Source organism: Pseudomonas sp. A-R-19 (assembly GCF_019956575.1).
Taxonomy (GTDB): Bacteria; Pseudomonadota; Gammaproteobacteria; order Pseudomonadales; family Pseudomonadaceae; genus Aquipseudomonas.
In genome coordinates, this window is sequence record NZ_JAHBDR010000086.1 from 15801 (window position 1) to 37304 (window position 21504).

18 protein-coding genes are annotated in these 21504 nt (G+C 60.9%); 9 read left to right on the forward strand and 9 right to left on the reverse strand.

Going from position 1 to position 21504, the window contains the following annotated elements; all coding sequences use genetic code 11:
- Window position 1 precedes the first annotated feature (1 nt).
- Window positions 2-1123, reverse strand: coding sequence for a cytochrome P450 (locus tag KGA88_RS24770; protein WP_223594815.1), 1122 nt, complete (start codon window positions 1121-1123; stop codon window positions 2-4).
- A 79-nt stretch (window positions 1124-1202) separates the two neighbouring features.
- Here KGA88_RS24770 and KGA88_RS24775 point away from each other — a divergent pair, with 79 nt between their 5' ends.
- Window positions 1203-1976, forward strand: coding sequence for an ArsR/SmtB family transcription factor (locus KGA88_RS24775; protein WP_223594817.1), 774 nt, complete (start codon window positions 1203-1205; stop codon window positions 1974-1976).
- Between the two features lie 260 nt (window positions 1977-2236).
- On the opposite strand, the gene KGA88_RS24780 is transcribed toward KGA88_RS24775, so the two are convergent.
- From KGA88_RS24780 to KGA88_RS24800, 5 genes are all read right to left on the reverse strand, one after another.
- Window positions 2237-3256 (reverse strand): branched-chain amino acid aminotransferase, encoded by a 1020-nt coding sequence (locus tag KGA88_RS24780; protein WP_110659434.1) that lies wholly within the window; start codon window positions 3254-3256, stop codon window positions 2237-2239.
- 258 nt (window positions 3257-3514) lie between these two features.
- Complete coding sequence (lpdA, locus tag KGA88_RS24785; protein ID WP_110659433.1) at window positions 3515-4897, reverse strand: dihydrolipoyl dehydrogenase; 1383 nt, start codon at window positions 4895-4897, stop codon at window positions 3515-3517.
- An 18-nt stretch (window positions 4898-4915) separates the two neighbouring features.
- Window positions 4916-6187, reverse strand: a complete 1272-nt coding sequence (locus KGA88_RS24790; RefSeq protein ID WP_110659432.1) for a dihydrolipoamide acetyltransferase family protein — start codon at window positions 6185-6187, stop codon at window positions 4916-4918.
- Entirely contained in the window at window positions 6188-7252 is a 1065-nt protein-coding gene (locus KGA88_RS24795; RefSeq protein WP_103393722.1) for an alpha-ketoacid dehydrogenase subunit beta, read from the reverse strand.
- A 1-nt stretch (window position 7253) separates the two neighbouring features.
- Complete coding sequence (locus tag KGA88_RS24800; protein WP_110659431.1) at window positions 7254-8489, reverse strand: 3-methyl-2-oxobutanoate dehydrogenase (2-methylpropanoyl-transferring) subunit alpha; 1236 nt, start codon at window positions 8487-8489, stop codon at window positions 7254-7256.
- Window positions 8490-8674: 185 nt separating this feature from the next.
- On the opposite strand from KGA88_RS24800, the gene bkdR reads away from it, so the two are divergent.
- Entirely contained in the window at window positions 8675-9163 is a 489-nt protein-coding gene (bkdR, locus tag KGA88_RS24805) for a Bkd operon transcriptional regulator BkdR (protein WP_046037311.1), read from the forward strand.
- A gap of 139 nt (window positions 9164-9302) precedes the next feature.
- Window positions 9303-11003, forward strand: coding sequence for a hypothetical protein (locus tag KGA88_RS24810; RefSeq protein ID WP_223594823.1), 1701 nt, complete (start codon window positions 9303-9305; stop codon window positions 11001-11003).
- Here KGA88_RS24810 and KGA88_RS24815 read toward each other — a convergent pair.
- On the reverse strand, window positions 10994-11857 hold the full coding sequence (locus KGA88_RS24815) for an MBL fold metallo-hydrolase (RefSeq protein WP_223594825.1): 864 nt from the start codon (window positions 11855-11857) through the stop codon (window positions 10994-10996). The two genes, KGA88_RS24810 and KGA88_RS24815, sit on opposite strands and share 10 nt — an antisense overlap.
- 103 nt (window positions 11858-11960) lie before the next feature.
- On the opposite strand from KGA88_RS24815, the gene KGA88_RS24820 reads away from it, so the two are divergent.
- From KGA88_RS24820 to nahK, 6 genes are all read left to right on the forward strand, one after another.
- Complete coding sequence (locus tag KGA88_RS24820) at window positions 11961-12302, forward strand: ArsR/SmtB family transcription factor (protein ID WP_008052731.1); 342 nt, start codon at window positions 11961-11963, stop codon at window positions 12300-12302.
- Between the two features lie 175 nt (window positions 12303-12477).
- The gene (locus tag KGA88_RS24825) at window positions 12478-13722 is read left to right on the forward strand and encodes an FAD/NAD(P)-binding oxidoreductase (RefSeq protein ID WP_223594827.1); all 1245 of its coding nucleotides are present in this window, start codon (window positions 12478-12480) and stop codon (window positions 13720-13722) included.
- Between the two features lie 9 nt (window positions 13723-13731).
- On the forward strand, window positions 13732-14538 hold the full coding sequence (locus tag KGA88_RS24830) for a sulfite exporter TauE/SafE family protein (RefSeq protein WP_110659426.1): 807 nt from the start codon (window positions 13732-13734) through the stop codon (window positions 14536-14538).
- Between the two features lie 250 nt (window positions 14539-14788).
- On the forward strand, window positions 14789-15973 hold the full coding sequence (locus KGA88_RS24835) for a porin (protein WP_110659425.1): 1185 nt from the start codon (window positions 14789-14791) through the stop codon (window positions 15971-15973).
- Between the two features lie 316 nt (window positions 15974-16289).
- Window positions 16290-17447: a nitric oxide-sensing protein NosP gene (gene nosP, locus KGA88_RS24840; RefSeq protein ID WP_110659424.1), complete on the forward strand. Its 1158-nt coding sequence runs from the start codon at window positions 16290-16292 to the stop codon at window positions 17445-17447.
- On the forward strand, window positions 17416-20010 hold the full coding sequence (gene nahK, locus KGA88_RS24845) for a hybrid sensor histidine kinase/response regulator NahK/ErcS' (RefSeq protein ID WP_317851687.1): 2595 nt from the start codon (window positions 17416-17418) through the stop codon (window positions 20008-20010). The genes nosP and nahK overlap by 32 nt, the downstream gene beginning before the upstream one ends.
- Window positions 20011-20122: 112 nt before the next feature.
- Here the strand turns inward: nahK and KGA88_RS24850 are convergent, their stop codons facing one another.
- Together KGA88_RS24850 and KGA88_RS24855 are read right to left on the reverse strand one after the other, a co-directional pair.
- A complete protein-coding gene (locus KGA88_RS24850) occupies window positions 20123-20788 on the reverse strand; it encodes a response regulator transcription factor (protein WP_110662661.1) in 666 nt (221 codons plus the stop codon).
- 56 nt (window positions 20789-20844) lie between these two features.
- Entirely contained in the window at window positions 20845-21402 is a 558-nt protein-coding gene (locus tag KGA88_RS24855; protein ID WP_160387810.1) for a PQQ-dependent catabolism-associated CXXCW motif protein, read from the reverse strand.
- Between the last annotated feature and the right edge of the window lie 102 nt (window positions 21403-21504).

The window sequence follows — 21504 nt, forward strand, 5'->3', positions numbered from 1 at the left end:
ATCACGCGGCTGGCCAATCCGAGAACAGCGCAATTCGTCCATTGGCGGACGGGCGGTAACGCCAGGTCAGGCGATCCAGTGCCGGCTGCATCGCCAGAATTTGCCGGACGGTAGCGCCAGCAATGCTCAACGCCAGTGTTTGCCCCGGACATTGATGGCGCCCCGCACCAAAAGTGAAGCTGCGCCGGTTCGGGCGTTCGAGCAGGAATGCGTCGGGGTTGTCGTTGAGTTGTGGGTCGCGATTGGCCGAGGCCAGCAGCACCAGGATCACATCACCGGCATTCAGAGCCACGCCGTCAATCTCGCAGGGGGCGGCGACGAAGCGGCGGGTGTTCTGTACCGGCGGGTCGAAGCGCTGCACTTCCGCCACCAGGTCTTCGATGTGGGTTGAATCACTGCGCAACGGCGGGTGTTGAATCAGTGCCAGCACGGCGTTGCCGATCAGCCCGGCCGTGGCCTCGAAGGTTTGGGAGAACAGGCCGATCAGGTTGGCGATCAACGATGGCGTTGCGTCGGCGGCGAAGCGCTGGCGGATTCCTGCAAGCAGATGGCTGTGGTTGTGCGGATCGTCGAGCAATTCGATGAAGTAACCGCTCAACTGTTCGGCGGCGGCATGGGCGGCAGCCAGTTGTGCGGGGCTGCTCAGGGGCGACAGGCAGGCCACGAAATCCGCCGTCAGTTCGCTGATGGCGCGACCCTGGGCCGGGGTGAAGCCCAGCAACGCCGCCACCACGCACACCGGTCCGCGGAACATGGCGTTGTACAGGCCAGCGGCGTCGGCGGTGATCAATCGGGCGCTGACCAGGGCCTCGACTTGCTGCGCATCGATCAATTCCAGCCCCGGCGCAATCGCCGCCCGTGGGCAACGCTGGCGCTCGCCCTCATTCATGCGCATCAATTGACCGAACACCTGGCCGGCCATGCCGTCGGCAATCGCCTTGGGGATTGGCTCCTGCGCCGGTCGAACGTGGCAATCGGGATGCGCCAGCACGGCGGCCACCGCCTGGGCGCTGCTGGCCAGCCACATGTTCAGCCCCGGATAAAAAACCAACCCACCCTCGGCACGCAGTTGTGCGTAGTAGGGATAGGGATCGGAATGGGTCGCAGCGATGATCGGGTCCATGGGTCACAGCCTTTTGTTGTTGGAAAGTATTGCTACTATCTCCAGTCCGAAAGGCTGTTGATTCGTCCGGGAGCGAAATATGAGCGCAGAACAACACGACACCGGCGTCTCGCAGGTGGCGGCAGCCATCGCTGAGCCGGCGCGGACGAAAATCCTCTGTTCGCTAATGGACGGCCACGCCCGCACCAGTACCGAACTGGCGGCGGTGGCCGAAGTCAGCGCGTCGACCGCGAGTGCCCACCTGGCCAAACTCAAGGAGCTGGCGCTGGTGCGGCTGCACGTCCAGGGACGTCACCGCTATTACAGCCTCGCGGACAAACGCGTGGCCCAGGCCCTGGAGGCGCTGATGGTGATCGGCCAGAACACCGCGCCGGGCTTCCAGTCGCGTACCCCGGATCGCCTGCAATTTGCCCGCACCTGCTACGACCACATGGCGGGCACCCTGGCCGTGCTGTTGCATGACCGGATGCTTGAAGCGGGCTGGCTGGAGGAAACCGACGAACAGGCCTATCGCTTGAGTGACAGTGGTTCGGCAATGTTTCAGGGGCTTGGGATCGAGGTACAGGACTTGAGCACCTTGCGCCGCCGCTTTGCCTGCCCGTGCCTGGACTGGAGCATGCGCCGACCACATCTGGGAGGATCGCTGGGCGCGGCCTTGCTGCAAACGGCGCTCAAGCGCAAGTGGGTGACGCAGGATCTGGACAGTCGGGCACTGGCGTTGACGGCGTTGGGGCGCAGGGAAATGGCGAGGCGGTTTGGGTTTGAGTTGCCGCTGCTGGTTGAAGGTAACGGGAAAAGATCACCGCTTGCGGCGGCTCCGACCACAACGGGGGTGTCCGTTAACGATCAATAGCATTTTTCCGGTTTCTACCCGGGCAAGCCCGCTCCCACAGGGGTTTACAGGGCGCACAAGATCTGCGAACGACACAAAACCAGTGTGGGAGCGGGCTTGCTCGCGAAAGCGGTGTGTCAGGCAATGATGATGTCGAATCTGACGGCCCCTTCGCGAGCAAGCCCGCTCCCACAGGGGGCGTGGTGGGTTTGTCAGTACAATGCAAACAAAAGCCCCCCATCGATCACTCGATGGGGGGCTTTTGTGCGTCTGGCGTCAGGTCAAACCTTGACGATCCAGCCCGCTGGCGCTTCGATGTCGCCGGTTTGCACGCCGGTCAGCTCTTTGTAGAGCTTCTGGGTGACCGGGCCGACTTCGGTTTCGCTGTGGAACACGTGCAGGTGGTCGTTGTAGTCGATGCCACCAATCGGCGTGATCACCGCAGCGGTACCACAAGCGCCGGCTTCCTTGAAGTCGGAGAGCTTGTCGATCAACACGTCACCTTCAACCACTTCCAGGCCCAGACGGGTCTTGGCCAGCTCGATCAGCGACAGACGGGTGATGCCCGGCAGTACCGATGGCGAGTTCGGGGTCACGAACTTGTTGTCGTGGGTGATCCCGAAGAAGTTGGCCGAACCGACTTCCTCGATCTTGGTGTGGGTCATCGGATCCAGGTAGATGGCGTCGGCGAAGTGGGCTTTCTTGGCCTTGGAGCCCGGCATCAGGCTGGCGGCGTAGTTGCCACCGACCTTGGCGGCACCGGTGCCCTGTGGCGCGGCGCGGTCGTAGCTGGAGATCTGGAAGTTGTGCGGGGTCAGGCCGCCCTTGAAGTAGGCGCCAACCGGGATGCAGAAGATCGAGAAGATGAACTCCGGCGCGGTACGCACGCCGATGTTGTCACCCACGCCGATCACGAACGGACGCAGGTACAGCGCGCCGCCGGTGCCGTACGGCGGAATGAAACGCTCGTTGGCACGGACCACTTCCTTGCAGGCTTCGATGAACTGCTCGGTGTCGACCAGCGGCATCAGCAGGCGCGCGCAGCTGCGCTGCATGCGCAGGGCGTTCTGGTCCGGGCGGAACAGGTTGATCGAGCCGTCCTTGCAACGATAGGCCTTCATGCCTTCGAAGCATTGCTGGCCATAGTGAAGGGCAGTGGAGCCTTCGCTGATGTGCAGCACATTGTCTTCGGTCAGGGTGCCTTTGTCCCACTCGCCATTGCGAAAGTACGACAGATAGCGCTTGTCGGTCTTGATGTAGTCAAAACCCAGCTTGTCCCAATTGATGCTTTCGTTACCCATGACACCCTCTATCACTTAACAACCGCCGAAACGGTTCAAGGCTTCTGACGTTTTTTGGATGGGCACAACAATACTTCATTCTTGGGCTAAATCGCAGCCCAGACTATCGGCTGATCGGCAGATAATTCGCATTGACCTTGAGAATTCGCGAGCAAGCCCGCTCCCACATTTGGAATGCATTCCCCCTGTGGGAGCGGCGGTGCGACGATTCGACTTGCTCGCGAAGAGGCCATTACAGCCACCATCAATCGCCCTGAATCACAGATGCAACGCATGCCCCAATGCACGCAGCGCCGCTTCCTGCACCGCCTCACCCAGCGTCGGGTGCGCATGGATGGTGCCGCCGATGTCTTCCAGCCGCGCGCCCATTTCCAGGCTTTGCGCAAACGCGGTCGACAACTCCGATACGCCGACGCCCACCGCCTGCCAGCCGACAATCACATGATTGTCGCGACGGGCGACCACGCGCACGAAGCCGCTTTTCGACTCCAGGGTCATGGCCCGGCCGTTGGCGGCGAACGGGAAGCTCGACACGATGCAGTCCAGACCCGCGGCGTTGGCCTCGTCCGGGGTCTTGCCGACCACCACCAGTTCCGGGTCGGTGAAGCACACGGCGGCGATGGCGGTCGGGTTGAACTCGCGGGATTTGCCGCTGATCAGCTCGGCGACCATTTCGCCCTGGGCCATGGCCCGGTGCGCGAGCATCGGTTCGCCGCTCAGGTCACCGATGGCATAGACGTTGCGCATGCTGGTCTGGCAGCGGTGGTCGATCTTGATCGACGAACCGTTCATGTCCAGGTTCAGCGCTTCGAGGTTCCAGCCCAGGGTGTTCGGCTTGCGACCGACGGCCACCAGCACTTGATCGGTTTCCAGGTTCAGGGTCGCGCCGTTCGGGGCCAGTACTTGCAAGGTATTTGCTTCTGAATCAAAGCCTTGCACGCTATGTTTCAAGTAAAGCTTCACGCCGAGTTTTCTCAGCTCGTCGTGTACCGGTTGAGTCAGTTCGGCGTCGTAGGCCGGCAGGATGCGCTCCTGCGCTTCCACCACGCTGACTTCGGCGCCGAGCTTGCGGTAGGCAATACCCAGCTCCAGGCCGATGTAGCCACCCCCGACCACGATCAGTCGTTTTGGCACGGAGGTCGGCGCCAGGGCTTCGGTGGACGAGATGATCGGCCCGCCAATCGGCAATATCGGCAGGTTCACGCTTTTCGAACCGGTGGCCAGCACCAGGTGCTCGCACAGAATGCGCGTGTCGCCAACATCGATGGTTTTACCGTCAACCACCTTGGCCCAGCCTTGAATGACCTGGACCTTGTTCTTTTTCAGCAGCGCCGCGACGCCGGTGGTCAGGCGATCGACGATGCCGTCTTTCCATTCGACGCTCTTGGTGATGTCCAGCGTCGGCGCGGAAACGCTGATGCCCAGGGGCGAAAGCTGATGGTGGTGCCGGGTCTGATGAAACTGCTCGGCGACGTGAATCAGTGCCTTGGACGGAATGCAGCCGATGTTCAGGCAGGTACCGCCCAACGATTGGCCTTCCACCAGAATGGTCGGGATGCCAAGCTGACCGGCACGGATCGCCGTCACATAGCCGCCAGGGCCGCCGCCGATGATCAGCAGCGTGGTGTTCAAAGTTTGCATGACTTTCTCCACAAATGCTTAATCAACAAAGAGCGTGGCGGGTTGTTCGAGCAGGCCACGGATGGCCTGGATGAATAGCGCCGCGTCCATGCCGTCGACCACGCGGTGATCGAAGGAGCTGGAGAGGTTCATCATCTTGCGGATCACGATCTGGCCTTTGATCACCATTGGCCGTTCGACGATCTTGTTCACGCCGACGATCGCTACTTCCGGCAGGTTCAGCACCGGCGTGCTGACGATGCCGCCCAAGGCGCCAAGGCTGGTCAGGGTGATGCTCGAGCCGGACAGTTCATCGCGGCTGGCCTTGCCATTGCGTGCGGCAGTGGCCAAGCGGGAAATTTCCGCCGCGTTGTCCCACAGGCTGCGGGCTTCGGCGTGACGCACCACCGGCACCATCAAACCGATATCGGCCTGGGTGGCGATGCCGACATGCACCGCGCCGAGGCGGGTGATGACCTGGGCTTCGTCGTCGTAGCGGGCGTTGATCTGCGGGAAGTCGCGCAGGGCGACGACCATCGCGCGGACCAGGAACGGCAGCAAGGTCAGCTTGCCGCGGGTCGCGCCGTGTTTTTCGTTGAGGTGCGCGCGCAGCTCTTCCACGGCGGTGACGTCGATTTCTTCGACATAACTGAAGTGGGCGGCGCGCTGGGTGGCGTCCTGCATGCGCTGGGCGATCTTGCGGCGCATGCCGATCACCGGGATCTGCTGTTCGTCGGTGCGCTGGGTGTAGCCGCTGCTGACCGTCGATGCATTCGACTGACCCTGGGCCAGGTAGGCGTCGAGGTCTTCATGCAGCACGCGACCGGCCGGGCCGCTGCCACGCACCAGACGCAGCTGGATGCCCAGGTCCAGGGCATGCTTGCGCACGGCCGGGGAAGCCAGTGGGCGTTCATCGGCTGCGCGAGCGACCATCGGGCCCTGGCATACGGCAGCTTTCGGCGCTGGGGCGGCGACCGGTTTGCTTTCCACCACGGCTTCGACTTTCGGCGCTGCGACAGGCGTTGGTTTCACAGGGGCCGGTTGCGCCGATTCCTTAACGTTGCCCGCGCCTTCGACTTCAATGCTGATCAGCACACTGCCGACCGCCATGACTTCACCTGGCTGGCCGCCAAGGGCGATGACCTTGCCATGCACCGGCGACGGAATATCCACCATCGCTTTATCCGTCATCACATCGGCCAGGACCTGATCTTCGACGACCATGTCGCCGACCTTGACGTGCCATACCGACAATTCAACTTCTGCAATGCCTTCACCAATGTCCGGCATTTTAATAACGTGCGTGCCCATTCAGACCTCCATGACCCGTTTCAACGCCGCGCCCACTCGGGACGGCCCTGGGAAATACGCCCACTCTTGCGCGTGCGGGTAAGGGGTGTCCCAACCGGTGACGCGTTCGATCGGCGCTTCCAGGTGGTGGAAGCAATGCTCTTGCACCAGCGCCACCAGTTCGGCGCCGAAACCGCAGGTGCGGGTGGCTTCGTGAACCACGACGCAGCGGCCGGTTTTCTTCACGGATTTGACAATGGTTTCCAGGTCCAGCGGCCACAGGCTGCGCAGGTCGATGACTTCCGCATCGACGCCGGATTCTTCGGCAGCGACTTGCGAGACGTAGACCGTAGTGCCGTAGGTCAGCACGGTGACGTCCTTGCCCGGACGGGTGATCGCGGCGACATCCAGCGGCACGGTGTAGTAACCGTCCGGCACTTGCGCGGCGGGGTGTTTCGACCACGGGGTTACCGGGCGGTCGTGGTGACCGTCGAACGGGCCGTTGTACAGGCGTTTCGGCTCAAGGAAGATCACCGGGTCATCGTTTTCGATGGAAGCGATCAACAGGCCCTTGGCGTCGTACGGGTTGGACGGCATCACCGTGCGCAAGCCGCAGACCTGGGTGAACATCGCCTCGATGCTCTGGCTGTGGGTCTGGCCACCGTAGATGCCGCCGCCACAAGGCATGCGCAGGGTCATCGGGGCAGTGAACTCGCCGGCCGAGCGATAACGCAGGCGGGCAGCTTCGGAAATGATCTGGTCGGAGGCCGGGTACACGTAGTCGGCGAACTGGATCTCGGCGACCGGCCGCAGTCCGTAGGCGCCCATGCCCACGGCGACTCCGACGATGCCGCTTTCGGAGATCGGCGCGTCGAACACCCGCGAGGTGCCGTACTTGTTCTGCAGGCCTTCGGTGCAGCGGAACACGCCGCCGAAGTAGCCCACATCCTGGCCGAAGACCACGACGTTGTCGTCACGTTCAAGCATCACATCCATGGCCGAGCGCAGGGCCTGGATCATGGTCATGGTGGTCGTGGTCATGGCGGTTTCCGTGCTTAGCTCGATAGTGTTGTTGTGATCGTTCATGTCAGATCCCCAACTCTTGGCGCTGGCGCTTCAAGTGCTCCGGCATCTCTTTGTAGACATCTTCGAACATGGTCGCGGCGCTTGGAATCTGGCCGCCGGCGAGGGTGCCGTATTGCTCGGCTTCTTTCTGTGCGGCGATCACTTCGGCTTCCAGCTCGGCGCTGACGGCGGCGTGTTCCTCTTCGGACCACTGGCCGACCTTGATCAGGTGCTGCTTGAGCCGCGCGATCGGATCGCCCAGCGGGAAGTGGCTCCAGTCATCGGCAGGGCGGTATTTCGACGGATCATCGGAGGTCGAGTGCGGGCCGGCGCGGTAGGTGACCCATTCGATCATGGTCGGGCCCAGACCGCGGCGGGCACGTTCGGCGGCCCAGGCGGAAGCGGCATAAACAGCGTAGAAGTCGTTGCCGTCGACCCGCAGGGAGGCAATGCCGCAACCGACGCCACGACCGGCGAAGGTGGTCGCTTCACCACCGGCAATCGCCTGGAAGGTGGAGATTGCCCACTGGTTGTTGACCACGTTGAGGATCACTGGCGCACGGTACACGTGGGCGAACGTCAGGGCGGTGTGGAAGTCCGATTCGGCGGTAGCGCCGTCGCCGATCCAGGCCGAGGCAATTTTGGTGTCGCCCTTGATCGCCGAGGCCATGCCCCAGCCCACACCCTGGATGAACTGGGTGGCGAGGTTGCCGGAGATGGTGAAGAAACCGGACTCCTTGACCGAGTACATGATTGGCAACTGACGTCCCTTGAGCGGATCGCGCTCGTTGGACAGCAGCTGGCAGATCAGGTCGACCAGCGGTACGTCGCGGGCCATCAGGATGCTTTGCTGGCGGTAGGTCGGGAAGCACATGTCGTCGATGTTCAGGGCCAGGGCCTGGGCACTACCGATGGCTTCTTCGCCGAGGCTCTGCATGTAGAACGACATCTTTTTCTGACGCTGGGCGACGACCATGCGGTTGTCGTAGATGCGGGTCTTGAGCATGGCGCGCATGCCCTTGCGCAGGATCTCTACCGGCACGTTTTCGGCCCACGCCCCAAGGGCATTGCCCTGGTCGTCGAGCACGCGAATCAGGCCACGGGCCAGGTCAGCCGTGTCAGCCGGTTCAACGTCGATTGGGGGTTTGCGCACCGTGCCGGCATCGGTCAGATGCAGGTAGGAGAAGTCGGTTTTACAGCCGGGACGGCCCGAGGGTTCGGGGACGTGCAGGCGCAGCGGTTCATACGCTTGGGTCATGGCTTCTACGCTCGATCTTGTGAATTTCTTGTAGTGAGCTGACAGATTTCGTTCGGTAGAAGAAATCTTGTCCTACAACAATCATAGGCCCGCCCAAGAAGAATATTTCTCTCTGTTTCGTTGCGCTAAAGATCATTTGCAGATAAAAAACCTGCATAAACACAAAAAGCAGGTGGTTTTGTCTCATGCGCAAACTGGACCGTACCGATATCGGCATTCTCAACAGCCTTCAGGAGAACGCACGCATCACCAACGCCGATCTCGCGCGTTCGGTGAACCTGTCGCCGACGCCGTGTTTCAACCGGGTCAAGGCCATGGAAGAACTGGGGGTGATTCGCGAGCAAGTGACGCTGCTGGATGCCGACCTGCTGGGGTTGCATGTGAACGTGTTCATTCACGTCAGCCTGGAGAAGCAGGTGGAGGAGGCGTTGCAGCATTTCGAAGAAGCGATTTCCGATCGCCCCGAGGTGATGGAGTGCTATTTGATGGCCGGCGACCCGGACTACTTGATCCGGGTTCTGGTGCCGACGATCCAGTCGCTGGAGCGTTTCATGATGGACTTTCTGACCAAAGTGCCGGGGGTGGCGAACATCCGGTCGAGTTTTGCGCTCAAACAGGTGCGCTATAAAACGGCGCTGCCATTGCCGGCCAATGGGTTGACGCTGGATAAATAAGGATTGGCGGTGTCACTGTTTTTACTGATGCAATAAGTCACAGCTGTACAGCGCCGCTCTACAGTTTGAACTCATGTTTGTGTGATGCAGTTTTCTTTATGTTTTGCTCTCCACTATTGATTAACTAGAGTGAAACATAATGAAGCCTGTATTAGATAAAATTGCTTTGGCCTGCTCGCTGGACGTCAATCCTGATGATCTGGATGATTACGGAAATATAAAAGAATATGTTCCTCCTGTTTTTGATCCGTTTGTCGAGGATATGGGTGGAACTGACTTAATGGATATCCAGGCCGCTCTGGACGGTGGGCCGGGTCCATCTGCCATGGATAGCGATATTGGAATTACCGCTGGTTGGTGCCCGGGAGGAAGTTGGAGTGGCGGGATATGCAAACCCTTCAACAACATTCGTACCCACTGGATGCGCGCATACGGTGTGGTCAACAACTTGCCGATTCATATGGCAATTCTGCCCGGTACCCACAATTCGGGTTTCGACAAACAAGCAGCGTCTACCCCTAGTCTAGAGGTATGTCAGGACGTTGCACCGTACCATCAATTGAATGCCGGTATTCGAGTGCTGGATCTCAGGGTTCAGTATTATTGGGGATACCTGGTTGGTGATCCACGGCGTTATTCGATTTTTCATTCAACAAACAACGGGCGAACGGTCCAGGGCGATATTCTCGATGCTGTGCGCATGTTTCGTCAAAGCTCTGATTGGGACACTAAACGCGAGATCGTGATTCTGAATTTTCATCAGTTCAGGAATTTTACGGCCGGTGCCCATCGTGAACTAGCTGGAATAATAAAATCCTATTTGGGCGAATCGATCATATCGCCTGTGTATCGAGATCTGACGGTGTCGCAAATATGGGCGTTGCCAAACTATAAAAATGTCGTCATTTCATACAACGCCTATCCCAGGGATGCGCTTTTTTGGAACGGCGTCAATCAACGCTGGATAGGCTCGAATACGCCGTCGGATCGTGAGCTCAAAGCGTTTATTGATCGGGTCGGCAATGAAACCAAACCCTTGGGTGAATTGCGGGCCATTCAAGCCCATCGCATGAGTTTTCCATTCGACGGCGCCAAAGATATTTCGGGGTCGTTGATGTCGTGGTTTGCTGCAGGCAATGCCAGTTCTCCGATCATGAAGTACTACATCATCAATTGCGATTGGTCGTTACGGCATCGTTTGGTGGACAACATCATCTATGCCAACCAGTTCCGCCGCCGAGCGTTGGGCATTCCTGATGTTGTACAGGCCAGCCCGACGAGTATTGGCGTTCAAGGCATGCCAAGCGCCCGGCATATGATCTTGCAGATCAATGACTCGCACTGGACTGAAACAGTGGCGCTGCCGCCGATTCTTGATGAAGAGCCACACCGGTTGCTGATTTGCTCGGACGCGGACGCGGAATGTGAACTGGATCTGCGTGGCAGTGATGTTCCGCTGCCTGGCGTCCGTTTATCCAAGGGGGAGGTGGTTGCCCTGGTGTGTCTTGATGGTTCGCGCCAATGGGCGTTGCAGGTGCGCGATTGCTCGCCGAATGAGCACGGGCATGTGGTTGCGGCGCCCTGCGACGGCGAGAAATTCGTTCGCTATACATTGTCGGTCGGCAATTACGCGCCCTTGGTGTACTTGCCGGCGGCAGCTCCAGCCAACAGTGTGGTGCTGTTCGTGTGCGACGCACCCTACACCACCCGAATCAGTCACTCCCAGGGTACGGATGAGCTTGAACATGTCATCTCTCCCGGTCAGGTTCTCGCGTTTACCTACAGCGCGGCGTCCCGGCAGTGGCGCAAGCAGGAGGTGCAGCCCGGCAGTCACAACTGATTGATCGGAATCTTCAAGTAAGTCACACCATTGTCTTCCGCCGGCGGCAAATTCCCCGCCCGCACATTCACCTGGATCGCCGGCAGCAGCAGTGTCGGCATCCCCAACCCCGCATCGCGCCGGGTGCGCATTTCCACGAAGGCGTTTTCGTCGATACCGTCGCGTACGTGAATGTTGTGTTTGCGCTGTTCACCGACGGTGGTCATGCATTCGGGAGCGCGTCCTTCGGGCGGGTAGTCGTGGCAAACGTACAGGCGCACGCTGGCGGGGAAAGCCAGCAATTTCTGGATCGACGCGAACATCTGGTTGGCGTTGCCGCCGGGGAAATCGCAGCGGGCAGAGCCGACGTCGGGCATGAACATCGTATCGCCCACCAGAATCACATCTCCGTCGATCAGGTAGGCCATGTCCGCCGGAGTATGGCCGGGCACGTGCAGGGCGGTCGCCTTGAGGTTGCCGATCATGAACAATTCGTTGGGGGCGAAGAGCTGATCGAACTGCGAACCGTCGACGCGAAAGGCGGGCTCCAGATTGAACAGCGCCTTGAACACGTCCTGGACCTTGCTGATCGACTCGCCAATGGCGATCTTGCCGCCCAATTCCCCGCGCAGATACGGCGCGGCGGACAGGTGATCGGCATGGGCGTGGGTTTCCAGCAGCCATTGCACTTGCAGTCTGTGGGCACGGACGAAGGCGATGATTTTGTCAGCCTGGGTGGTCGCGGTACGCCCGGCCGCACCGTCGTAGTCGAGCACGGGGTCGACAATCGCACACTGCCCGCCATCAGCCTCGTAGACCACGTAGCTGTAGGTCGAGGAGGCGGGGTCGAGGAAAGCTTCAATCAGCGCGGGCATGGGCACGAACCTGGGCAGGAGTAGAAAAGTCAGCGATGGGTTGCAACACTTTATATAAAAACATAATGTTAGTAGCTTAAGTGACTTTGAAGGCATCCTGCAAATGCAATCCAGTCTGAACGAATGTGAAGTCGCTCAACTGCGCGCTTCGGCCTCCAAGGCATGCGCGCTGCTCAAGGCCCTGGCCAATGAGGATCGCCTGTTGATCCTGTGCCAGCTCACCCAGGGTGAGCGCAACGTGGGCGAGCTGGAGAAAATGACCGGCGTGCGCCAACCGACCCTGTCCCAGCAGTTGGGCATCCTGCGCGATGAGGGATTGGTCGCGACCCGTCGTGAAGGCAAGTACATTTTTTACGGTCTCGCCAGTCATGAAGTGATCCAGGTGATGAAAACCCTCTCCGGGCTGTATTGCGGGGCGGTGCTTAAAAGCTGGGTACAACCTTGATGCCAGCTAACACACCGAACCTGTAGGAGCGAGCTTGTTCGCGATGGACGTAATGGCACCGCGTTTATACAGATAACACGCGTAATCGTTAGCGACCATCGCGAGCAAGCTCGCTCCTACAGTCGTTTTGTGTCGCGGCTGGAAGAAAATTTGCGTACAGCAAAAGGAACAAGCAATGAACGATCAACACTGGGGCCCATCCATCAGTGCAGATATCGTGGTCATCGGCGGCGGCACGGCAGGCATCGGCTTTGTCGCCAGCCTGCTCAAGCGTAGCCCGCACCTGAACATCACTGTGATCGAGCCCAGCGCCCGGCATTTCTACCAACCGGCCTGGACGCTGGTCGGCGGTGGTGCCTACAACGTGGAAAACACCGTGCGGCCGATGGCGTCGGTGATGCCGCGCGGGGCCCACTGGCTGCAGGCTGCCGTGATGGGCATCGACCCCGACAAGCGCCAACTCACGCTCGCGGACGAACGCACGGTCAGCTATCAAAACCTGATCGTCTGCCCCGGCCTGCGCCTGGCCTGGGAGAAAATCGAAGGCTTGGAGGAAACCCTCGGCCAGCACGGCGTGACCTCCAACTACAGCTACCGGCACGCGACCTACACCTGGGATCAGGTGCAGAAACTGCGCGGCGGCAAGGTGCTGTTCACCCAGCCGGCCATGCCGATCAAATGTGCGGGAGCGCCACAAAAGGCGCTGTACCTGTCCTGCGATCACTGGAACAAGAGCGGCGTGCTGAACAACATTGACGTCGAATTCAATCTTGCGGGCGCGGCACTGTTCGGTGTGGCGACCTTTGTCCCGCCGCTGATGAAGTACATCGAGAAATACAACGCCCGGTTGGCGTTCAACTCGAACCTGGTCAAGGTCGACGGCCCGGCAAAAACCGCATGGTTCGACGTCAGGGACGCCGATGGCAATGTCACCCGCCAGGCAAAAACCTTTGACCTGCTGCACGTCGTGCCGCCTCAGCTGGCCCCGGATTTCGTCGCCCGCAGTCCGCTGGCCGATGCCGCTGGCTGGTGCGAGGTCGACCCGCACAGCTTGCAGCATCCGCGTTATCCGGAGGTCTTCGCGCTGGGTGATATCTGCGGCACCAGCAATGCAAAAACCGCCGCGGCGGTGCGCAAGCAGATCGTGGTGGTGGCCGAGAACCTGCTGGCGTTGCGCACGCTGCAACCACTGCCGCTGAAGTACGACGGCTACGGCTCCTGCCCGCTGACGGTGGAGAAGGGCAAGGTGATCCTCGCCGAGTTCGGTTACGCCGGCAAATTGCTGCCGACCTTTCCCCTTGACCCGACGACACCGCGCCGCTCGGCGTGGTGGCTGAAGGCGACACTGCTACCGTGGTTCTACTGGAACGGTATGCTCAAGGGCCGTGAGTGGCTGACGCGTTTGTCCAGGGTCGACTGAGAACTCCCTATGTTGCTGGCAAGTCTGTTTGGCGTAGTGATGGGGTTGGTGCTCGGCTTGACCGGCGCCGGCGGCGGTATCCTTGCGGTCCCGGCGCTGGTATTGGGGTTGGGCTGGAGCATGACCCAGGCCGCTCCGGTGGCGTTGTTTGCGGTGGGCAGCGCGGCAGCGGTCGGCGCCATCGATGGCTTGCGTCATGGCCTGGTGCGTTATCGCGCGGCGTTGTTGATCGCTGCGCTCGGTGCGGTGTTTTCGCCGGTGGGTATTTATTTCGCCCATCAGTTGCCGGAAAAGATCCTGATGATTCTGTTCAGCCTGCTGATGGTCATGGTGGCCTGGCGGATGTTGCGTCGTGAGCGCAAGGATGAAGGCCCGAGCGACCACGGCCACGCCAACTGGGGCCAGAAGAACTGCATGCTCGATCAGCAGACCGGACGCTTTTCCTGGACCGCCAAATGCACCGCGACCCTCGCCGCACTCGGGGCGGTGACCGGCGTGGTCTCTGGATTGCTGGGGGTGGGCGGCGGCTTTCTGATCGTCCCGGCGTTCAAGCAACTGACCGATGTGCAGATGCGCGGGATCATCGCCACCTCGCTGATGGTGATCAGCCTGATTTCCGCCATCGGGGTGATCGGCGCATTCCATGCCGGGGTGCGCATCGATGGTTTGGGCATTGCCTTCATCGTCTCCAGCATCGTCGGCATGATCATCGGCCGCAAGCTCTGTGCCCGTGTGCCGGCACGGGCGTTGCAGGTCGGGTTCGCCAGCATTTGCTTCGTGGTCGCCGCCTACATGCTGATAAAAGCCAGCGATTGACCTGTAGGAGCCCGGCTTGCCGGCGAAGGGGGCTTCAAGTGCGCCTTCGCCGGCAAGCCGGATCCTACGAAAAGCGGTTCTTTACAACTTTAGTGGCTTGCCCTGCCAACAAACGGTCGTACGCCTTAGTTGTCGCGTACAGTCGTCCATTCCAAAGCACCTGAAAACCAGCTCCAAGGCAGCGTATGGCGCCGCCGGTCTGGTTTCGATAATCGCCTCCGACACTTAGTCCCCCGTTTCGGAGCGCGCCATGCACAACAATAAGAACGTCACGCATCGTTTTCTGCCTGCCTTGATCGCCAGCCTGTCTGCCCTTGGCCTGAGCCAGGTGGCCCGGGCGGATATCATGCTGTACGACAAGGACCAGACCACGTTCTCCACCGACGGCTACATCAACGCCTTCTACGTGAACAGCGATGTCGACCGCACCGGCGATCAGTTCGACCGTCGACAGGCGCGGGTCAAGATGGGCTTCTTGCCCAACTACCTGGGGTTCAACATGGGCAAGCAGGTAGACGATCTCAAGCTCGGCGCCCGTGCCTCGTTCTGGGTCACCATCAACGACAGCCAAACCAACGGCACCGACACCGCCATTGATGTGCGGCAGTTCTATGGCACCGTGGCCAACCCGGAATGGGGCGAAGTGCTGATCGGCAAGGACTTCGGGCTGTTCGCCCGTTCCAACATCCTGCTCGACGAAATGCTCGCCGGTTATGGTCAGGTCAGCGATACGTTGGGGCTGGTGGATGGCGGCGGGGTGTCGTTCGGCAACATCGGCACCGGTTATCCGTATCCGTTCCCAACCTCGCAGATCACCTATCGCACCCCGGTGATGGACGGTCTGCGCGTGGCGGTCGGCATCATGGACCCGGTGGACACCAACGACAGCAGCCCGACGGGCAAGGCCTATCAGGAAAACCCGCGTACCGAGAGCGAAGTCACCTATCAGTTCGACCTGGCCGGGGCAAAGATCTATAGCTGGGTCAACGGCAGCTACCAGACCTCGGACAACACCGATTCCACGGTCGAGACCGTCACCTCCAAAGGTGTCGGTTATGGCGTGCAGGCGAAGATGGGCGGCTTGTCCCTCACCGGGTCCGGCTTCCAGGCCAAGGGCATCAACCCGTTTTTCACCAACAATGCCGGCGAGCCGACCTTGCGTAACGTCGACAGCGACGGCTACCTGTTGCAGGGCTCCTACAAACTGGGCAAGAACCGCCTGGCCTTGTCCTACGGTAAGACCAATGACGATGGCAACGGCGTGGTCGGGAGTGGCGCGGACTACGAGACCCGCGGCATCGCGTTGTTCCATGACGTGAACGACAACCTCAAGCTGGTGGCCGAGTACAACCAGTTCGAAATCAACGGCCACGACACTAACGAGCAGAACGAAAACACCGACACCTTTGCCGTGGGTGCGGTATTGACCTGGTAACAAAGCCGATCTGCTCATCCTTTCCCTGTGGCGAGGGAGCTTGCTCCCGCTGGAGCGCGTAGCGGTCCGGATTCTGGTCGCGCATCGGCCGGTTTTGGGCCTGCTACGCAGTCCAGCGGGACGGTGCGGCGATCCGACAAGCTCCCTCGCCACCAAAGCGCGTACTTCACATCTCCAGCTACAGCCTTCAAGTCCTCACCCCCCTCAAACATTCTCATCCCATCGAAGCGGCTACCCGCTACCCAAGTAGCATTCGTCCCCCCCCACAGACTTCGTACACTCGTGCCTCATACACACGCACCAGCCGGAGACGATGATGCTGCAGAGCGAAGGTGTCGTCAGTGCAATGTCCCAGGCCACCGATGCCCGGCAGGTCGCGCAGGAACTGGCATGCCAGTTGTTGCATCCGCACCTGGGGTTCGTGCTGTTCTTCTGTTCCGCCGAGTACGACTTGCAGGTGCTGGGCCAGGCCTTGCAGCAAAGCTTCGGCGGTATTCGCCTGGTGGGCTGCACCAGTGCCGGGGAAATCACCCCGCTGGGCTACGGGCGCAATTGCGTGACGGCGGTGGGTTTCGATCACCGGCACTTTTCCATTGCGATCGAGCTGATCGACCAGATGGAGCACTTCAGCCTGATCGACGCCCAGCAAATGGTCGAGCGCCTGGTCAGTGGCTGTCGCAGCAACACCCTGGCCCCGATCAAGGGCAACAGCTTTGCCCTGACCCTGCTCGATGGCCTGTCCAGCCGTGAAGAAATGGTCCTCGCGGCCTTGAGCGCGGCATTGGGCGACATTCCGCATTTCGGCGGCTCGGCCGGCGACGACAACTACCTGACCCATACCCATGTGTACTTCGATGGCGGGTTCCACAGCGGCGCGGCTGTGGTGGTGCTGGTCAATACCTGGCTGGATTTCGAAGTGTTCACCACCCACCACGTGCTGCCCCGCGCCGAGAAGCTGGTGGTCACCGGGGCCGACAGCACCTTGCGCCGGGTCTTCGAACTCAATGCCGAGCCGGCCGCCGCCGAGTACGCCCGGCACATCGGCGTGCCGGTGGCGCAGCTCGATCACCGGGTCTTCGCCGCGCACCCGTTGGCGGTGCGGATCAACCAGCAGTACTACGTGCGGGCCATCCAGCAGGTGCACCCGGACCTGAGCCTGAGTTTCTACTGCGCCGTGGAAAACGGCATCGTCCTCACCGCCATGACCCCGGGGCCGATGCTGCCGAACCTGCAGAGCCTGTTCGAGGGGTTGCAGGAACGCCTGGGCGATTTGCTGCTGACCATCGGTTGCGACTGTTTCCTGCGGCGTCTGGAACTCGAAGACGACGGCAGTCTTGATCAGATCGGCAGGTTTTTGCGTGAGCAACGGGTGATGGGTTTCAACACCTACGGAGAACAGTTCAATGGCATGCACATCAACCAGACCTTCACCGGCGTTGCCATTGCCCGAAGCCGCGCCCCAGGACATCGCTGAGCTGCAGGCCGAACTGGCCAGGCTGCGCCTGGAAAACCATAAACTGCAGCGCATCAATGGCGCGCTGATCGAACGGGTCGAGTCCGGGGGAACCCGCGGCAACGATCCGTACGCGGCATTCCAGCATTCGGTGGTGCTGGCCGAGCAAGTGCGCGAACGCACCGATGCCCTGAACCAGGCCATGGCCGAACTCAAGGCCGGCAATCATCTGCTTAGCGAAGCCCGCCTGCGCGCGGAAACGGCGCATCAACACCTGATCGATGCCATCGAAAGCATTTCCGACGCCTTCGTGCTGTTCGACGCCGAGCAGCGAATCGTGCTGTTCAACAGTCGCTTCAAGGCGTTTTGGCGCAACAGCCGGGTGCGGATCAATGCCGGCATGCGCCTGACCGAGGTCAAGCGATTGATGATGAACAACGGCCTGTTCACCGAAGAGCCTTGGGGGCATGCCGACGAAAACCTGCTGTACCGCCTGCAGAACGGGCGCTGGCTGCAAGTCAGCGAGCGGCCCACCCAGGAGGGCGGGCGGGTGATCCTGTTCACCGACATTACCGACGTCAAACTCAGCGAAACCATGCGACGGGAGCAGGCGGTGGCGCAGAAGTCGCACCTGCTGCAACGGGCGGTCGACAACCTGTCCCAAGGGGTGGCAATGGTCAGCGCCGAGGGCATCCTGGAGTTGTGGAACCGGCGGTTCCTGGAGTTGAGCGGCCTGGCGCCGGTGGCGGCGCATCGCCCGTTTGCCGAAGTGATCGCCGACAGCGAGTTGAACCTGCTGACCCCGGCCAGTCGCGATGGCAACGGACGACCGGTACGCGAATGCGAACAGCGCCTGTACGATGGCCGGGTCCTGGAAATCCGCACCCATCCGTTGCCCACCGGGGGGTTCGTCAATACCTTCACCGACATCACCGAACGTTACCAGCACGCCGAGGCGCTGAGTGAAAGCGAACACTGGATTCGCCTGATCACCGATCACGTACCGGCATTGATTGCCTACCTCAATGCTGACCTGGTCTACGAGTTCACCAACAAGGTCTATGAAGAGTGGTACTGCTGGCCCCGCGGCGTGATGCTCGGCCAGAGCCTGCGCGAAGTGCACAGCGAACAGCATTATCAGCGGCTGGAGTCCTACGTGGCCAGGGCACTGGACGGCGAGAGCGTGACCTTCGAGTTCGCCGAAACCAACGTCAACAACCAGGAGCGCTACATGCTGCGCTCCTATGTGCCCAACCGTCTGGCCAGTGGCGAGGTGGTGGGGATTTTCGTGCTGATCCGCGACATCACCGAACGCCGCCGCACCGCCGAAGCGCTGCATCAGGCGTATCAGAACCTTGAGCTGCGGGTACGCGAGCGCACGGCGGAATTGACCACCCTCAACGACCAGCTGCTGCGCGAGATCGATGAGCGGCGCCTGGTCGAGTCACGCTTGCGCGAAGCCAAGCAGGAAGCCGAGCAGGCCAACCTGTCGAAGACCAAGTTCCTCGCCGCCGTCAGCCACGACCTGCTGCAACCGTTGAATGCCGCGCGCCTGTTTACCAGCGCCTTGTTGGAGCGGCGCGAGCCGATGTCCAGCGAGATTCTGGTGCGCAACGTGAGCAATTCCCTGGAAGACGTGGAGAACCTGCTCGGCACCCTGGTGGATATTTCCAAGCTCGATGCGGGGGTGATCAAGGCTGACATTGCGCCGTTCGCCCTCAGTGAGCTGCTGGAGAACCTGGCTGCTGAATACACCCAGGTGGCCCGCAGTGAAGGCCTGCAACTGCACTTCATTGGCTGTTCGGCGCTGGTGCGCAGCGACATCCAGTTGCTCGCGCGGATTCTGCGCAATCTGCTGAGCAATGCGATTCGCTATACCTACAGTGGTCGCGTGGTGCTCGGTTGCCGGCGGCATCATCAGTGCCTGACGATCGAAGTCTGGGACAGCGGCATGGGCATTGCCGAGCATCGCCTGGAGGAGATTTTCCAGGAGTTCAAGCGCGGTGATGTGCAGCGACCCGATCAGGATCGCGGCTTGGGCCTGGGCCTGGCGATTGTCGAGAAAATTGCCGGCATCCTCGGCCATCCCATACATGTGCGCTCGTGGCCGGGCCGGGGTTCGATGTTCTCGGTCGAAGTGCCCTTGAGCGCCACCGCGCCGACACCGCCGCCGGCGTTGCAGATGAGCGAGCCGATGCTCGAGCGCCTGCGGGGTGCGCGGATTTGGGTGCTGGACAACGACGCGACCATTTGTGCCGGCATGCGCACCTTGCTGGAGGGGTGGGGGTGTCGGGTGGTGACGGCGCTGTCGGAGGAGGACCTGGCGCGGCAAGTGGACAACTACCACGCCGAGGCCGACCTGCTGATCGCCGACTACCATCTGGACAACGATCAGAACGGTGTCGATGCGGTGGCAAGAATCAATGCCCGTCGTGCCTCACCGGTCCCGGCAATGATGATCACGGCCAACTACAGCAATGAACTCAAGCAACAGATCCGCGAGCTGGGCCACACCCTGATGCACAAGCCGGTGCGGCCGATGAAGCTGAAGACGGCGATGAGTCATTTGCTTGGCCGGCCTTGAAATCTACGGTGCATGGGACGGCCCCTTCGCGAGCAAGCCCGCTCCCACAGGTACATCGCTGTCCTTGTGGGAGCGGGCTTGCTCGCGAAAGGGGCGCCGCGGTCTTACTGACTCAACGCCGCAGATAAGACCCGAAATCAATATCCCCGGCACTCAGGATCGCCTGCACCCGGTTGTGCACGTTGAGCTTGCGCAGGATTGCCGAGACGTGGGCCTTGACCGTGGTCTCGGCGATTTCCAGGGTGTAGGCGATCTGCTTGTTCGATTCGCCCTTGGTCATGCGCTCCAGCACCTGCAGTTGCTTGCGGGTCAGGGCCTGGAGCAGTTCGGGCGGGAAACTCGGGGTGTCGTTCATCCGCCGGTGGCTGCTGCTTTTTCCGGTGCGGATGATGTCCGGGGGCAGGTAGACATTGCCATTGAGAATCTGCTGGATGGCATCGGTCATCTGGGTGCGGGGTGACGACTTGGTGATGAAGCCCACTGCACCGTAGGTGATGGCTTGCAGCACGATCTGTTTGTCCTGCTCGGCGGAGACAATCACCACCGGAATGGTCGGCGCTTCGTTACGCAGGTTGATCAGGCCATTGAGCCCGTGCATGCCGGGCATGTTCAGGTCGAGCAGGATCAGGTCCAGGTCATCGTGCTCCTGGGTCAGGGCCAGGGCGCTGTCCAGGTCGGCGGTTTCCATCACTTCGCTGCCGGCAAAACCGTCGCTGATGACGTTGTGGATGGCTTCGCGAAACAGTGGGTGATCGTCGGCAATCAGGATTTTGTACATGGCCTTTCACCTCATTATTTTGATTATGGTGTGGCAACTGCGTGCACGCGTAAAGCTCAGGGAAAGGGTTCGGGCCGGGCTGGCGAAACCGGCAGGTTGGCCGCTTGCCAGGCGTCCAGGCCATCGCGATACCAATACAGAGTCTTATAGCCCATGGTGGCTGCGCGCTTGACCGCATTCCAGCTCAACCAGCAGTCGGAGCGGCAGTAGAAGACCAGCGGTTGTGTCGGGTCGCCGGCGGTCAGCTTTTTCAGGTTGGCGGCGAAATAGTCCTGCCATTGCGGCGTCAGGTCGCCGTCCCCGGTATTGGCCAGCCAATGGCTGCCGGGCAGGTTTTCATGGGGCTGGTCTTCGATGAATTGCCCTTGCAGCCACTGCCGGCGGTAGACGTCAATCAGCACCGGGCGCGGGGTTTGGCCGAGCAGGGTTTGCAGGGCGGGGGTGTCGATGAGGGTTGCGCCTTGCAGTTGTTCCGGCGTCGGGCTGCGGTACAGGCCGATGCGATAGCCGTCGGTGGAGAACAGCGCAGTGTCGGCCTGCGCGGTGCTCAGCAGCAGGCTCAGCGACAGGACGGCGAGAGCAGGGCGCAACAGGCAACGTCGGGCACGTGGCATGGGTTCAGTCCTTATAGTTATGGACCTATTACATGCCAGTCGGGGGGGCGTTGGGAATGCGACGATAGACAGGTAGAACCAGTACTAAAGTAGGAGCCGGCT